This window comes from Sphingobacterium sp. KH_072 (genome assembly GCF_057837975.1).
The window spans coordinates 374,696-389,918 of the sequence record NZ_CM174457.1 but is presented as its reverse complement, the minus strand read 5'-3'; the positions used below and the strand labels follow the sequence as shown (position 1 = coordinate 389,918).

At 43.7% G+C, this 15,223-nt stretch carries 19 protein-coding genes; 14 read left to right on the top strand and 5 right to left on the bottom strand.

Annotated features, from left to right (window positions below; translation table 11 throughout):
- Nucleotides 1–269: 269 nt before the first annotated feature.
- Nucleotides 270–680: an RNA-binding S4 domain-containing protein gene (locus tag AC3IRT_RS01800; RefSeq protein ID WP_489394838.1), complete on the bottom strand. Its 411-nt coding sequence runs from the start codon at nucleotides 678–680 to the stop codon at nucleotides 270–272.
- Nucleotides 681–866: 186 nt separating this feature from the next.
- On the opposite strand from AC3IRT_RS01800, the gene AC3IRT_RS01795 reads away from it, so the two are divergent.
- From AC3IRT_RS01795 to folP, 4 genes are read left to right on the top strand one after another with little or no spacing between them, the layout of a single operon-like run.
- A complete protein-coding gene (locus AC3IRT_RS01795) occupies nucleotides 867–1,685 on the top strand; it encodes a 2,3,4,5-tetrahydropyridine-2,6-dicarboxylate N-succinyltransferase (protein WP_489394837.1) in 819 nt (272 codons plus the stop codon).
- A 7-nt stretch (nucleotides 1,686–1,692) separates the two neighbouring features.
- A complete protein-coding gene (locus AC3IRT_RS01790; protein ID WP_489394836.1) occupies nucleotides 1,693–2,280 on the top strand; it encodes an L-threonylcarbamoyladenylate synthase in 588 nt (195 codons plus the stop codon).
- Between the two features lie 21 nt (nucleotides 2,281–2,301).
- Complete coding sequence (locus AC3IRT_RS01785; RefSeq protein ID WP_489394835.1) at nucleotides 2,302–2,784, top strand: DUF4920 domain-containing protein; 483 nt, start codon at nucleotides 2,302–2,304, stop codon at nucleotides 2,782–2,784.
- A gap of 3 nt (nucleotides 2,785–2,787) precedes the next feature.
- On the top strand, nucleotides 2,788–3,630 hold the full coding sequence (gene folP / locus AC3IRT_RS01780) for a dihydropteroate synthase (RefSeq protein WP_489394834.1): 843 nt from the start codon (nucleotides 2,788–2,790) through the stop codon (nucleotides 3,628–3,630).
- A gap of 202 nt (nucleotides 3,631–3,832) precedes the next feature.
- Here the strand turns inward: folP and AC3IRT_RS01775 are convergent, their stop codons facing one another.
- From AC3IRT_RS01775 to AC3IRT_RS01765, 3 genes are all read right to left on the bottom strand, one after another.
- Nucleotides 3,833–4,945: a toxic anion resistance protein gene (locus tag AC3IRT_RS01775; protein ID WP_489394833.1), complete on the bottom strand. Its 1,113-nt coding sequence runs from the start codon at nucleotides 4,943–4,945 to the stop codon at nucleotides 3,833–3,835.
- 12 nt (nucleotides 4,946–4,957) lie between these two features.
- Nucleotides 4,958–5,740: a hypothetical protein gene (locus tag AC3IRT_RS01770; RefSeq protein ID WP_489394832.1), complete on the bottom strand. Its 783-nt coding sequence runs from the start codon at nucleotides 5,738–5,740 to the stop codon at nucleotides 4,958–4,960.
- 191 nt (nucleotides 5,741–5,931) lie between these two features.
- Nucleotides 5,932–6,306, bottom strand: a complete 375-nt coding sequence (locus AC3IRT_RS01765; RefSeq protein WP_489394831.1) for a DUF3127 domain-containing protein — start codon at nucleotides 6,304–6,306, stop codon at nucleotides 5,932–5,934.
- A 70-nt stretch (nucleotides 6,307–6,376) separates the two neighbouring features.
- On the opposite strand from AC3IRT_RS01765, the gene AC3IRT_RS01760 reads away from it, so the two are divergent.
- The 8 genes from AC3IRT_RS01760 (at nucleotide 6,377) to AC3IRT_RS01725 (ending at nucleotide 13,271) form a co-directional block, all read left to right on the top strand.
- Nucleotides 6,377–7,534, top strand: coding sequence for a THUMP domain-containing class I SAM-dependent RNA methyltransferase (locus tag AC3IRT_RS01760; RefSeq protein ID WP_489396091.1), 1,158 nt, complete (start codon nucleotides 6,377–6,379; stop codon nucleotides 7,532–7,534).
- Between the two features lie 18 nt (nucleotides 7,535–7,552).
- Nucleotides 7,553–8,197: an HD domain-containing protein gene (locus AC3IRT_RS01755; protein ID WP_489394830.1), complete on the top strand. Its 645-nt coding sequence runs from the start codon at nucleotides 7,553–7,555 to the stop codon at nucleotides 8,195–8,197.
- Between the two features lie 89 nt (nucleotides 8,198–8,286).
- On the top strand, nucleotides 8,287–9,045 hold the full coding sequence (locus AC3IRT_RS01750; RefSeq protein WP_489394829.1) for a glycerophosphodiester phosphodiesterase: 759 nt from the start codon (nucleotides 8,287–8,289) through the stop codon (nucleotides 9,043–9,045).
- Between the two features lie 208 nt (nucleotides 9,046–9,253).
- Entirely contained in the window at nucleotides 9,254–10,507 is a 1,254-nt protein-coding gene (gene pepT / locus AC3IRT_RS01745) for a peptidase T (protein WP_489394828.1), read from the top strand.
- Nucleotides 10,508–10,547: 40 nt separating this feature from the next.
- A complete protein-coding gene (locus AC3IRT_RS01740) occupies nucleotides 10,548–11,120 on the top strand; it encodes a nitroreductase family protein (RefSeq protein WP_489394827.1) in 573 nt (190 codons plus the stop codon).
- A 204-nt stretch (nucleotides 11,121–11,324) separates the two neighbouring features.
- A complete protein-coding gene (locus AC3IRT_RS01735) occupies nucleotides 11,325–11,666 on the top strand; it encodes a type II toxin-antitoxin system HigB family toxin (protein WP_489394826.1) in 342 nt (113 codons plus the stop codon).
- Nucleotides 11,666–12,226, top strand: coding sequence for a hypothetical protein (locus AC3IRT_RS01730; protein WP_489394825.1), 561 nt, complete (start codon nucleotides 11,666–11,668; stop codon nucleotides 12,224–12,226). The genes AC3IRT_RS01735 and AC3IRT_RS01730 overlap by 1 nt, the downstream gene beginning before the upstream one ends.
- Nucleotides 12,227–12,374: 148 nt before the next feature.
- Nucleotides 12,375–13,271 carry a YDG/SRA domain-containing protein gene (locus AC3IRT_RS01725; protein WP_489394824.1) on the top strand — a complete coding sequence of 299 codons (897 nt, stop codon included), beginning with the start codon at nucleotides 12,375–12,377 and terminating at the stop codon, nucleotides 13,269–13,271.
- Between the two features lie 39 nt (nucleotides 13,272–13,310).
- Here AC3IRT_RS01725 and AC3IRT_RS01720 read toward each other — a convergent pair whose 3' ends face one another.
- On the bottom strand, nucleotides 13,311–13,559 hold the full coding sequence (locus AC3IRT_RS01720) for a helix-turn-helix domain-containing protein (RefSeq protein ID WP_489394823.1): 249 nt from the start codon (nucleotides 13,557–13,559) through the stop codon (nucleotides 13,311–13,313).
- Nucleotides 13,560–13,589: 30 nt separating this feature from the next.
- Here AC3IRT_RS01720 and AC3IRT_RS01715 point away from each other — a divergent pair, with 30 nt between their 5' ends.
- A complete protein-coding gene (locus tag AC3IRT_RS01715) occupies nucleotides 13,590–13,772 on the top strand; it encodes a SymE family type I addiction module toxin (protein ID WP_489394822.1) in 183 nt (60 codons plus the stop codon).
- Between the two features lie 159 nt (nucleotides 13,773–13,931).
- Nucleotides 13,932–15,128: a FecR family protein gene (locus AC3IRT_RS01710; protein ID WP_489394821.1), complete on the top strand. Its 1,197-nt coding sequence runs from the start codon at nucleotides 13,932–13,934 to the stop codon at nucleotides 15,126–15,128.
- Nucleotides 15,129–15,223: the final 95 nt, after the last annotated feature.

Sequence of the window (15,223 nt, the reverse complement as noted above, 5' to 3'; positions counted from 1 at the left end):
TTAAGCAGCTCCATCTTACTAAACCCCTAATCGGCGAATCCATTAGTAACCTGTATAGTTATTTTAGGACAAGACATACAACTATCATTCAGATCTAGTAAAAACTAACGATTTAGTGCTGTTTAGAAACCTAACAAGAGAAGATGAATTATTAACGATTTAGCATTTGAGAAGCTCTGGCATGAGGCACATGCTAAAGTACCGTTGGAACATGGCAAAATGAGATTCAGGTAAAAAATTATAAAATAGCAGATTTGAAACAGCAATTTTTACTCCGCTGAATCGCCTTCTTTCCAATCATCCTGCAAATCATCGATTTCCCGACGATCTTTCTTGGTTGGGCGGCCAGTTCCACGATCTCGTTTCAACACCGGCGCGTGGAAAGCCGATTTGTACGCGAACGTTTGTTCCTCTGGCGTCTGATCTTCGTAATTTTGCTGTGCGGTAGTGGCATCGGCGCGTCGCTCCAGTAATCCGGTCACGAGGATGACCTTACGTTCGATTCCTTTTTGGACAGAAAACGTTTCTCCTACTTTCACTACATACGAAGGTTTCACATTCTGTCCTTTCAGCTTCACGCGCCCAGCCTTACAAGCCTCTGTCGCCAAACTTCTGGTTTTGAAAATGCGAATCGCCCACAGGTATTTATCAATACGTAATTTTTCGGATGCTTCTGCCATATGCAAACTTACTTATCCTATGATTTAAATGCAAGCCAGCCATTATATGATCCCCAGCATGACTAAACAGTCTTACAATGAGAGGATCGTTTAACCTATTTTGACAGATAGCTTAGTACAATTTTTCGGTAAAATTTGACATCTTTGTAGTACAAGTAAATAGATAGTTTTAGAATACGACAATCCATGTTAGAGAATTACAAAAAATTAGTTGAGGAGGCTTGGGAAAACAGACAGCTTCTGGAGTATAAAGAATATTTTGAGGCCATTCACAGCGTGATTCAGCGTTTGGATTTGGGTGAATTGCGCGTGGCAGAACCAATCGGTACACGTTGGCACGTGAATGACTGGATCAAGAAAGCCGTGATCTTGTACTTCCCGATTCGCGAAATGAGTGTGATCGAAAATACCCCATTTATCTACCACGATAAAATGGCGTTGAAAACGAATTATAAAGAACTAGGCGTTCGCGTCGTACCTGGAGCTTCAGCACGTTATGGTGCTTACTTGGCAAAAGGTGTGATCATGATGCCTTCTTACGTAAACATTGGTGCTTATGTAGATGAAGGTACAATGGTTGATACTTGGGCAACCGTAGGTTCTTGTGCTCAAATTGGTAAAAACGTGCATTTATCGGGTGGTGTTGGTATTGGTGGCGTATTAGAGCCGGTACAAGCTGCTCCAGTTGTGATTGAAGACAACGTATTTGTTGGATCTCGCGCCATCGTAGTAGAAGGTATTCGCGTAGAAACGGAAGCCGTATTAGGCGCTAATGTGGTATTGACCGCATCGACCAAAATCATTGATGTATCTGGCGATGAGCCGGTAGAATACAAAGGATTCGTTCCGGCGCGTTCAGTTGTGATTCCAGGATCTTACACCAAGAAATTCCCAGCAGGAGAATATCAAGTACCTTGTGCGTTGATTATCGGTCAGCGTAAGGAATCTACAGACAAGAAAACTTCGTTGAACGATGCTTTGCGCGATCACAACGTAGCGGTATAAGCATAGCATGCGACAAAATAATACATATGTAGATCGGGATGATGTCTCCAAAGCATTGGAAACTTTGCAGGCTGGCGGCATCATCTTGTATCCTACAGACACCATTTGGGGAATCGGTTGCGATGCGACCAATCCAGAAGCGGTAGAAAAGGTTTTTGCGCTGAAAGGACGCGATCAGGCCAAAAGCATGATCCTATTATTGCACAATGACAACCAACTGGCTAGTTATGTCAATGATATTCCGGATGTGGCGTATCAACTGATCGAAGTGACGGATCGTCCGCTCACGATCATCTATTCCTTGGCCAAAAACTTACCCGCTAATGTGTTGGCAACAGACGGCTCGGTCGGTATTCGCGTGGTAGATCATCCATTTTGCCAACAATTATTACAGCGCTTTCGCAAACCCATTATTTCCACCTCAGCCAACTTGAGCGGACAGCCTTCTCCCCGTAATTTCATGGATATATCTCCCGAAATTACCGAAGGAGCAGATTATGTGGTGCAGTTTGGCCAGCAGGATATGGAGGTGCGTGAGCCTTCCATGATTATTAAACTGGATCCAAGTGGTAAAATTGAGTTTATTCGTAAATAGTACTTCTTAACATCACGAAATATGAAAAAGTTATTCACCTTATTATTCAGCGTTGTGGCATTCGCCACGATCGGATCTGCGCAACAAGCCGATATTCCGGCTGCACATGCAGGAGTACAGTATGGCAAGAAAGTAGAAGCGCAAGGTGCGATCTCGGTAAAAGCCTTAGAAACGGCGCTGGCGAAATCCAACGATTTCAGCGGAAAAGTACAAGGCGAAGTAGTACAGGTGTGCAAGAAAAAAGGTTGTTTTATCACGTTGAAGCGTGAAGGAACTGCTGAACCAATCATGGTGCGTTTCACGGATTACGGATACTTTATGCCGCAGGATATCGTCGGCAAGACCGTCGTATTGGAAGGCAAAGGCAAAGTAAAAGAAACTACCGTAGCGAAGCTACAGCACGATGCGAAAGATTTAGGAAAAAGTGACAAAGAAATCGCTGCCATCAAAAAACCAAAACGCGACATCACATTTATCGCAGATGGCGTTGTGGTGGTCAAATAAACGATGAAGCATTTCTCCACGCATCCCGCACCGAGCATTCGTTTGGGAGGTAAACTGATGAGTTTTGAACTTCCCAAAATTATGGGGATTCTCAATCTCACGGCTGATTCCTTCTACGATGGCGGACAAAACACGACCATAGACGCGGCATTGCGCCACGCGGAAAAGCTGTTAAAAGATGGTGCTGATATCCTCGATATTGGTGGACAATCCACGCGCCCCGGCGCAGCGCTCTCACTCGAAGAGGAAGAAGTGAATCGCGTCGTCCCAGTGGTTTCCGCGATTCGCCAAGCATTTCCAGAAGCAATTATGTCGGTAGATACTTATCGTGCGCGCTTGGCCGAAGAAGCGATCGACGCAGGTGCGCATATTATCAATGACGTATCCGGCGGACAATTGGATTCGCAGATGTTTGCTACGGTAGCCAAATTGCAAGTGCCTTATATATTAATGCATATGCGTGGCACGCCAGATACCATGCAGCAGCACACCGATTATACAGATATCGTGAATGATGTGGCTGTCGAGTTGGGACATGCTATCGCATCCTTGCGCGCTTTGGGCGTGCGCGACATTATTCTTGATCCGGGTTTTGGCTTCGCCAAAACATCTGCTCAGAACTATGAATTGCTATTGCGCGTGGCCGAATTACATTATCATGGATTACCGATCTTGGGTGGTATTTCTCGAAAATCGATGATCTATCGCAAATTAGATCTTTCACCGGCAGAAGCACTCACGGGCACCATTGCACTCAACACCTTACTACTGGAGCGTGGCGTACAATTGCTACGCGTACACGATGTGCAGGAAGCCAAACAATTAGTCGACCTGCTGTATTCTTAAAAAGAATAGATTATCTAAATACTGAAGTCGGCACGTCCTTGCGAACCTGAGGAACGAGGGTGCGGCAATCTTTATAACCATCTCATTATTTTTCGTACCATATCTAGTATCTAAGTACGGTAGATTGGTTTTTTGTGGAGCACCAATCCATAACAAAACAAGAAAGCTCCCGATCAGGGAGCTTTCTTGTTTTGTTATGAGCTTAATTAATCAACCGATTCTCGTCGGATGATTTTAAGATATGTGATTTCAAGTCGTTTTCGGCCTGTACCAATTCGCCTTCGGCGACTTTTCGTTTCTCGCGGCCTTCGCGCTGAATGCGCAATACCTCGTCGATCGTAGCGATAATATCCTGATTTGCTTTCTTAATCGTATCGATATCTACGATGCCACGCTCCGTTTCGCGCGCGATCTGAATCGTCGATTCTTTCAACATCTCACTATTGCGGCGCAGCAAGTCATTGGTCGCATCGGTCACGGCCTTTTGCGCCTCCAAAGCGCGCTGCGAATGCGCAATACCTAGCGTTAACACCATTTGATTCTTCCACAGTGGCAAAGTATTGACCAAACTAGACTGAATTTTTTCCATCAAAGCGCTACTATTGCTCTGAATCATGCGGATCTGCGGTGCATTTTGCAACACCACCATGCGCGTCAGTTTCAGATCGTGCACTTTGCGTTCGAAGCGCACGATATGCTGCTCCATATCCTTATATTCTTGGATCTTGTGCTGATCGTTGCTGCTTTCTGCTTCTTGGCGCAACTTCGGCAAGATCACTTCATGCGCTTCCTGCAATTTCTCCGTACCAGCCTGAATATGCAAGGATAGATCTTTGAAAAACAGCTGATTTTGTGTGAATAGCTTATCAAAGATCACGACATCTTTGGCGACATTCTTATAATGTCCTTCCAGTTTTAGTTCGATCTGATGAATATTCTTCTCCACCGACGCATACTCCGTTTTGATACGCGTGATACGCTTTTTCAAGTTGTCTAGAAAAGGAATCAACGGCTTCTTGCGCGTTCCCTCATCAAATGAACGAATATCCGACCGCAGGTTGATCAAAATATCTTCTGCACCGCCCATATCTTTAGTGCGCACTTGTTTCAGTATTTCGCTAGAGAAGTTACCCACTTGCGACTGACTACCTACACCAAACTGGATGATATCCATGGTGGATGTCAGGTTAATTTTATCCTTATACTGCGCGATCTTGGTGCGTTCTTCGTCCGAAAAGTTCACCGACATATCCATCGACGTGTCCTTCGGTTTTTCGCTGTCACCGCCGTACTGTGCTAAATCCAATTCTGCCATAATTATACTTTTTTAATCTTTTAATAGATTTCTGCTTTTCAATGTTTGTAGATACACATCCGTCTCGGCGGATATTTCCAGCATGCCCATTCGGAACTGCTCCGTTACCTCCTGCTCTATCGCCACCGCGGCCTGCCGCACTACATGTACCAGTTTCTCTTTTGATTTATCCGTTACTGCGTTGCGCAAGTTCGAATTTTCCAGTTCATCGTATTGGATCAATACATTAACCACCGTCGAGTGCCTTACCAGAAATTTTTCCGCTTCGCGAATGTCTTTCTTTTCCATCAGGTAAAATAGACGGATGATCTTATCAATATCCTGATGCAGCACGCGATTATTAATTTGCTTGCGCCAATGCAATAATCGTTCGATGAACAATTGCGGTGTATCGAGCACCGGAGTTTTCAACTCGCGGCGTTTTTGCCCGTTCGGGCTACTGATCCATTTTAATGGGCGCACTTCACCCAGCTCCAACCGTTGTAGAAAAGGCTTTGCCTGATTCAGCAGTATGCCATTCCCTACAATATAAGAAACAGAAGATCCCGCGATCGTGAGCAACATGGCTCGGCTAAACGTACCGAAGAAATAAATGAATGAACCAAATAGCGCCACTTCGACCGCTAAAAGTACCCAAGCCATTACATACCAAAGACGTACCTTGCTTTTGGAGGCTTGGCTCATCATCACAAACGGATGGATGTGTAAGAACGGCACAAACATCAGGATAGATAGGAAGGTCAACGTCAATTGCCTTAGCTCCCATCCCCTACTTTTTTTTGTCGCCCATCCCATAGTATTTGCTGTTATTTTATATAAATATACTGGGTAAATATCCAAGTCTAAAATTTATGTTGATGCAAGATAGCTCGGATTGCTATCTTATGAGGAAGCTTAATCGGTCACGCGGCAAAAAAGATCGGTGAAGCCCCCAAAAAAAAAGGCGAATATCGTGGGATATTCGCCTTTTTATCAATCTGCATTCCTTAGAATGGCAAATCATCATCATCCGCACCGGAAGAAGAAATGTCTACTGGAGGCATATCACCCACATTGTGCTGAGGTGCAGCTGCTGCTGTTCCTGCCAATTTGGTTACGCGCCATGCGACCAAGGAGTTAAAGTAGGTTGTTACGCCTTCTTTATTTGTCCAAGGACGTCCACGTAGATTAAATGAGATCTCAATATCCTCTCCCACTGTCAGGTTATCAAAGATGTTTACCCGATCTTGTGTTGCCTCAAAACGGATGTACTCCACAAACTGTGGATTTTCCGCATGCGCAACGATCAGATCTCTCTTCTTAAACGACTCCGTTACTTGCTGAATGCCACCAATTTCGTGAACTTTTCCTCTTATTTCCATAGTCAAAATTATTAAACCCTAAAATTACACATTTTTTACGTCTTAGAATCCCTAACTTTGCACAAATATGATGGAAGTTTTCAACACACCGGCCAAGATAATCATTACCTGCAATAGAAGATTATCGCCTTATTTGCAAGAAGAAGTAGAAGAATTGGGCTTCAAAGTAGTACGCCCTTTCAACACCGGCGTGGAGATTAGAGCCTCTATCAATGAATGCATTAAACTCAATCTAAACTTGCGCGCAGCCAGCCAAGTGCTGTACGAATTGCGCTCGTTCAAAGCAAACGATCCCAAGGAATTGTACGATGAGTTGGTTAAGATCGCCTGGGAAGATATCTTACCGTTTGATGGCTATTTTTCGGTCACGTCTCACGTACACAACGAAACCGTTACCACGCCTTTATATGCCAATGTAAAGGTAAAAGACGCGATCGTCGATCGTATCAAAGATAAAAAAGGTATGCGCCCCAATTCTGGCCCATCCTACGACAAAGCAGTGATTCACCTGCATTGGATGGAGGAGCGCGCAGAGATCTTTATAGATACTTCTGGCGAGACCTTGGCCAAACATGCTTATCGTAAAATTCCCGGAAAAGCACCGATGTTGGAGGCCTTGGCTTATTCGACGATAGCCGCCACCAAATGGGATGGCAAATCTCCTTTCATCAATCCGATGTGTGGATCAGGCACCTTAGCCATTGAAGCAGCACTGATCGCCCAAAACCGTAGACCGGGATTGTTGCGCATGAATTATGGTTTTATGCATTTGATTGGCTATGACGAAGAAGTATTTTTTCAAGAGCGTCGCGTGCTGAAAGAGCAATCGGACAGAGCGATCATGCCGGTGATTGTTGCTTCCGATATCTCCGAAGATGCCGTGGAAATTTCCCGTCAAAATGCGCGTACCGCTGGTGTGGAGCACTTAATTCAGTTCGAAACAGGTGATTTTGAAAAAACAACTATCCCTGCGGAAGCGGGCGTGATCATGTTCAACCCGGAATATGGCGAACGCTTGGGCACGCATTTCAAACTAGAAGCGACCTACAAACGTGTTGGTGATTTCTTGAAACAATCTTGCAAAGGATACCGCGGTTATATATTTACTGGAAACCCAGATCTAGCTAAAAAGATTGGCCTAAAGGCTTCCCGCAGATTCGAGTTCTTCAACGGGAAGTTGGATTGCCGCCTGTTGCAATACGAATTGTACGACGGGTCTAAAGATTAACGTTAAATCCGGAGCTATATGGATATCATCGAAAAGACAGTTGCCTTCGTGCAACACACCTTATCGGGTGCAGAATCTGGACACGATTGGTGGCATATATTACGCGTGTGGAACAATACCAAATTGATTCTACAAACGGAGCACGCCGATCCGCTGATCTGCGAATTGGCGGCGTTGCTACATGATATTGCTGATAGCAAATTTCATAACGGCGATGAAAGCATTGGCCCGCGCATCGCTGGCGAATTCCTCAATAAAGAAGGAGTAGATACCGCGATTATCGAACATGTGCAGCAGATCATTCTAAATATGTCATTCAAAGCTTCTTTAGGAGAGATCAATTTTGATTCTCCAGAGCTGCGTGTGGTACGCGATGCGGATCGCCTAGATGCGATCGGAGCCATTGGCATCGCGCGTGCGTTTAATTATGGTGGCTTTAAGAATCGGGAAATCTATAATCCCACGATTCCGGTAGAGCAAAACATGAGTAAAGAGGCGTACAAAAACACGACGGCGCCGACGATCAATCACTTCTACGAGAAATTGCTCCTGCTGCAAGATAAGATGCATACGGAAACCGCCAAACGCATTGCCGCCCAACGGCATCAGTATATGGAAGGTTTTTTGAAACAATTTTATGCAGAATGGGACGGTTTGGCATAAGTGCCGCTTGATTTAATATGCTTTTAATATGGGATTGTTATCTTAGCAAGCATCAGGATGCCAAATCCTGATCCATAAAACACAATCACATGAGAAAACACTTTTTATCCTTATTGGTCATGACGGTAATAGGATTATCAGCGATCGCGCAAACGAAAGTAATTGCCCATCGCGGAGCTTGGAAACAAGATAATTTGCCTCAAAACTCCATTGCTTCTCTGCAAAAAGCAGCAGCGCTGAAAGTTTGGGGAAGTGAATTTGATGTACACCTAACCAAAGATGATGTATTGGTGGTAAACCACGATGCCGACTTCTACGACATGGACATCGCCGAGGTCACGCACGCCGAATTGCGCACAAAAACACATCCGAATGGCGAATACATTCCTACGCTAGAAGAATACCTAAAAGCGGGATTGAAATTAAAAGGTTTAAAACTTATCTTGGAACTAAAAGCGAGTAGCTTGGGCAAAGCTCGTACACAAGATGCTGTGCCGATGGTATTAGCGGTGATCAAAAAATTGAAAGCGCAAGATCGTATCGAGATTATCTCTTTCGACTATGAAGCATGTCTAAAATTTCGTGAACTAAATACGACGATTCCGGTGCATTATCTGACTGGCGACAAATCTCCACAGCAAATCAAAGACGCAAAATTGACGGGTGTAGATTATCACTACAGCTTATTCCAAAAGAATCCAACTTGGATTCAGGAGTTTAAAGCGTTGGGACTGAAAACCAATGCATGGACGGCTAATAAGGAAGAAGATATCCAATTCTTGATCGATCAAAAAATCGATTTCATCACCACTGATGAGCCAGAATTGGCGTTGAAATTGGTAAAGTAAACGAATATACATTAACGGGAAGGCTGCCAGAGGAAAAGACTCCGGCGGCCTTTTTCATTTCACGGCAGATGACCTGTTTTCCGTTATAAAATCTTAATTTTGAAAGCAGCGCGCTTCTCCTGCCGGTAGCTATTATCGGTGGCAAAACAGGGATTGACAAAACGGCATTTTGCATTCGCTGAAAGCGCTAATCATACAACAAAAACACATGACAATAAACGACATTACCACCTATGAAGTTGCGGATCGCTTCACGCGATACGTACAGATAGATACCCAATCAGATCCGTATGCGACCAGCTTTCCTTCTACGGAAAAGCAAAAAGATTTGAGTAGAATATTAGTGCAAGAACTGTTGGATCTCGGTATTAGCGATGCGCATTTGGACGAGTTTGGTTATGTTTATGCGACCATACCAAGCAATACAGACAAGCAAGTGCCGGTGATTTGTTTTTGCTCACACGTAGATACGTCGCCAGATAGTTCGGGCACGCATGTAAAACCGCTAATTCATCGCAATTATCAAGGCACGGACTTGGTATTGCCGGATGATTCGAGCGTAGTAATTCGCTTAGCGGATCATCCGGATTTGGCGAATCAGATTGGTAACGATGTGATTACGGCCAGCGGCAAAACGTTGTTGGGCGCCGATGATAAAGCCGGCGTAGCCGAAATCATGGATGCCGCGCGCTTGCTGATGCAAAACCCCGAAATCAAACACGGCACGATCAAAATCTTATTCACGCCCGACGAAGAGATTGGCCGCGGTGTCAACCACGTAGATATGGCCAAGCTCGGTGCAGACTTTGGTTATACGATGGATGGCGAACGTGCCGGAACAATCGAAGATGAGACATTTAGCGCCAATGCGCTGACGGTTACAATTCAAGGCGTATCGGTACATCCTGGCTTCGCTAAAGGAAAGATGCAAAGTGCGGTGAAGATCGCGACGGATATTATTGCGGCGTTGCCGAATGATCGCTTGTCGCCGGAAACGACGCGCGGAAAAGAAGGCTTTGTACACCCGAACAGAATCAGTGGAACGGTGGAAGAAGCGACGATTGAGTTTATCATTCGCGATCATAATACGGCCTTGTTAGACAGTCACCAGAAAGAGGTGGAAGATATCGTAAAATCGGTGATCGCCAACTATCCAAAATCCACCTACCAAATCGACGTACAGGAACAATACCGCAACATGAAGGAAGTGCTCGATCAGCATCCACAAATTATGGAAATCGGCATCGAAGCGATTCGCCGTGCCGGCATGGAGCCCGAGCGCCGTAGCATTCGTGGTGGCACGGATGGCTCACGCCTTTCGTTTATGGGATTGCCGTGCCCAAATGTTTTCGCTGGCGGACATGCTTTTCATGGCAAACAGGAATGGGTATCGCGCCAAGATATGGAGCAGGCCGTGAAAACGATTTTACATATTGTCGTGCTGTGGGAAGAGCGTGCATAATACATAACACTATTTTTAAACATACATACAACAACATACGATGAGTAAAACCAATGAGGTGTTGCAGGCGATCCAGAATAGAAGATCCTTGATGCAACCTAGTTTTTTAGATAAAGAAGTAAGCCGCGAAGATATCGAGCTATTGCTCGAAGCTGCGAATGCAGCTCCGACGCACAAGAGAACGCAACCTTGGCGCTTTGTAGTATTCAAAGGTGCAGGCTTGGAGCGTTTGGGTACAGAGCTAGCGCGCGTGTACAAGCAGGTTACTCCTGCGGAGAAATATGCAGAGCAAACGGAAGTAAACATGGCCAAAAAAGCGACCACTGCTCAGGTGGCGATCGCGATCGTGGTGAACTATACCGGCGAATTACCAGAGTGGGAAGAATTAGCTGCGACGGCTTGTGCGGTGCAAAACCTGTGGTTGGCTGGTCATTCGATCGGCATCGGCGGTTACTGGGCTTCTCCAGGTTTGATCAACCACATGGGCGATTTTCTACAACTAGAAGAAAAACAAAAATGTATTGGTTTATTCTACCTTGGCTACGCAGATACGGCACACGAACGTGAGCCAGTACGCTCTCCTATCGCAGAAAAAGTTCGCTGGGAAGAGTAAGGATATATATTGGCTTCGGCTGATTTGTGGATATTAGAAAAAGAGATGCTGAAAGGTGTCTCTTTTTTTGTTTGTTGGTTGGAATGATTTAACGAAACCGCATCATCAGAGATAATTTTGTGTTATATTAGTTAACACATATCAAACTAATACCAATAAGTTCGGTTTATATCAGAACTTTAACTATCTTTGCACTATTACTTCATGAGAATAATCGGAAGGAAGATCCTAATTAAGATTAAGAAAAAGAACATCGGCAATTCAAAGCTATGTTATGAAATTGATCGACTAATTAGTGATTTAGAGAATTTCAATCCGAACATCGTAAGTATTGACAGCATTCGTAACGATGCGGATAAAGTGCATGCAGATGGGTTTTATTTCTTTGATATAAACATTCACCGCACATTAATACTGATTGAGTTTGATGAGGATGGTGAGGCCACAATTGTAGGGGCAGGAACGCATCAGGAATATGAAGCGACATTTAAAAACAACAAATCTACTATCGAAAAGTGGTTGCGTAAATACGGTTACATAGGATAATGAAGACACATTTTGACATAGAAAAAATAGTGGAAAACGGCGTAATCAACAATGAGTTAGATTACGATAGAGCGCTTATTGCCGATCGAAAACTGCGTTTGCTTTCTAAAGAAAATCCTCCGCTTCAAAACTTGAGGATGCGATTGCGTGAAATCATTGCCACCTATGAAAATCTGGAATGGAGCGACCTCAACAAGATCGATGACAACAAGCTAGCAGAAAGTGAGAAGTCAGAAGCGGTAGCTGAGCAGGAAAGAGTGTTTCTAGAGAAGCGAAAAAAGGCCATACGACAAAAACTCAAACAACTGGATTTAACGCAAGAGAATTTGGGTTCGATCTTAGGACATAAAAGCAAAACGCATATGTCTGAGTTGATGAATGGCATCAAACCTTTTACCCTTAAAGATCTTATTGTAATTCACAAGCTACTTAGAATAGACATTGTCCTTCTGATTCCTGTATTTCTATCCGTGGAAGATCAAAACAAGGTGACTGCCGCTGTTTCAAAACTCAACAAACCAAATGTGAAGTTAGCGACTGTGGATTTGGCACATGAGTAATTGGTACTTGGAAATGATGATCTGTCAATAAATCCGCAGCATCTTTTCTATAATATATCGAACAATACTAAACGTAATTCACGCCATTCGGAATATTTGACTTATTTCAGTATTTTTATTGCATAAAATCTACCAGCAATAATTTACTATGAGCAAGCGTCGAGTTTTCGGAGAAATAGAAAACATCTATGAGGGGGATTCCTTTCTATCTCGGGTTTTATCGAGGTCTCACGTTCACAAACATATACAAGCTGGCATAAGCGGCTCTGAGTTGGGTGGTGCTGATTCAATCGTCATATCAGGAGGATACGAAGATGATGAAGATCATGGTGATACCATAATATATACAGGTCATGGAGGGAGAAGTAACGAATCTAAACATCAAGTAACAGACCAAACACTAACCAGAGGTAATAAGGCATTAGCCCTATCTTGTGAAAACAGGCTACCAGTTCGAGTTATAAGAGGCGCTCATAAAGAATCTAAATTCGCTCCAGAAATAGGCTATAGATATGATGGCTTATTTTACGTAACAGAATATTGGTCGGATAAAGGCAAGAATAATTATATAATATGGCGATTCCGACTCGAAAAAATTGAAAAACTTCACAAGGAATATCTCGATCATGATGCAGACATAGGTCTTAATTACGAACCAGTTACCATCTTTAGTGAAACCACTCGAAAGGAATATAAAATAAACCGCATAGTTCGTGAAACCAAAACAGCTGCTTATGTTAAGCTTCTTTACAAAAACACTTGTCAAATTTGTAGAATTCAAATTGTTACTCCTGTTGGCTTTTACTCAGAGGCAGCACACATAAAAGCTTTAGGAAAACCGCACAACGGACCAGACGTAAAGGAAAACATATTATGCTTATGTCCGAATCATCATACAATGTTAGATCTCGGCATTATCAGCATCGATGATAGTTTTTCAGTGAGCGGTTTTGATAATGGCAAGTTACATGTCGATCCATGTCACAACCTAGATATGAGTTACATTAAATACCATAGAGAACATCATTTTAAAGAAAAAACTTAAAGGAGCTTATTAGCGGTCAATTAATGATCAGCTTAACCACTACCCCTCCACCAACTCCGAAACCGAAATTTCCAGAGCTGTAGCGATCTTCATCAATGTGCTTAGGCGAGGATTGGTTTTGCCATTTTCGATCATGTGCAGTTGGGTTCTGCCGATCTCACAATAGAAGGCAAAAGATTTTTGATCGAGTCCCTTCTCTTCCCTCAATTCTTTAATTCTTAGCCCTATACTTTTGAAGTATTTATCTTCTATCGTGTTCACTATAACGAATATCCATATATAATTCATATCTTATGTTCGTAATAACGAACACACTAAATGAAGCCCACACGAAAATTAAAAATACATAGTAAATTTCGTAAGAGGCGCTGGGACAATATCTCCATTCCAGAAATTAGACTAGAAGGGAAATGGTTGGAAGAAGCGGGGTTCAAGCAAGGTGAATATGTGAAGATCCAAGTAGAGCAGAACAAATTGACCATCAGTCTCGACAAAACCTAAATAAGCGCTGAGAAGACAAACATAGCATCAGAAAGCAATCCTCTCTACTTTATCTACCTTGATTCATCAGCCTGAAATTAGGTTTTCGAATAAAAAATAAAAAATCTACTAAGGTTTCCAGCGTGAGGTCGTAATAGTCATGTTAACCACTATAAACCTATGAATGCTACGGAAAGAATAGCCGAGCTAATAAAACGATATATCGAGGGCAAGCTGACGACGGAAGAATCAGAAACCTTAACGCGTTGGCGCAAGCTAGATGATACCAATGAAGCCTTTTTCCAGCAGATCACGCAGGGCGAAGAGGTTTTTGCGGATGCGTTACGATGGATCGATATGGAGGATGAGCACGAGGAGCAGCAACTTGAACAGATCAAGCAGTTAACCTTCGACAAGCTTCATCCAGCATCCCCTATTTCATTACGTCGGCGCTGGATTTCCCGTTCTATGTACAAAAGAGCGGCAGCAGCCCTATTAATTTGTGCTTCCGTATTTGCTTACTTCCAACTACGTGAGCAAGCCACATCATCCGAAAACATCGAAGCAGCCAGCATCCTTCCGGGAGGAAATAAAGCCGAGTTAGTCTTATCTGATGGTCAAAAGATCAACCTACGTAGCGACAAAGACGGTATCGTGCTCGATCAAGAATTGAGCTACTCTGATGGCACGCCACTGCTTGCTATTGACAGAGAAAAGCTGGCACAAACTACCGCGAGCATCACCGTTCCGGTAGGTGGCAAATACCGCGTAACACTAAGCGATGGCACACATGTGCACCTCAATGCGCAGTCGAAATTAACCTATCCTTTGTTGTTCAATAGCGAAAAGCGGCAGGTGAGCATAGAAGGCGAAGCTTATTTCGAAGTGGCACAACAATATGCGAATAACCGTAGGGTACCTTTTGAGGTGAATAGCAAAGATCAGATCATCCGAGTCATGGGCACGAGCTTCAATGTCTCTGCCTACGGCGACGATCCGCAAACACTGACCACATTGATAGAGGGTTCTGTAGAAATCGAAACGACCAAAGGTCGGCTATCGTTACGCCCTAATGAGCAAGCCGTAGTACAGCACGATCGAATCAATAAAAAGCAAGTGGATGTAGCGTCCTATGTTGCTTGGAAAGACAACAACTTCTTGTTTTTTGAAACCGAGCTTCGCGAACTTATGAAACAGATCAGTCGATGGTACGCTGTAGAAGTCAGCTATCCAAAGGCGATCCCTCCCACCTATTTTTACGGCGAGATTACGCGCGAAAAAAATCTTTCTGAAGTACTTCGCATCTTGGAAAAGGCAGGGGTAAAATTTGAACTAAGCAAAGCGGGCGGCAAAGTGCGCCTACAAGTAAACCAGTAATAAACAAAATCTACACACTATGAAAACATTTACCAAAAGCTATCCAACGTAAGCCACTGGGCAAGAACAAAAAAACCGAACCGGATTCTCACACC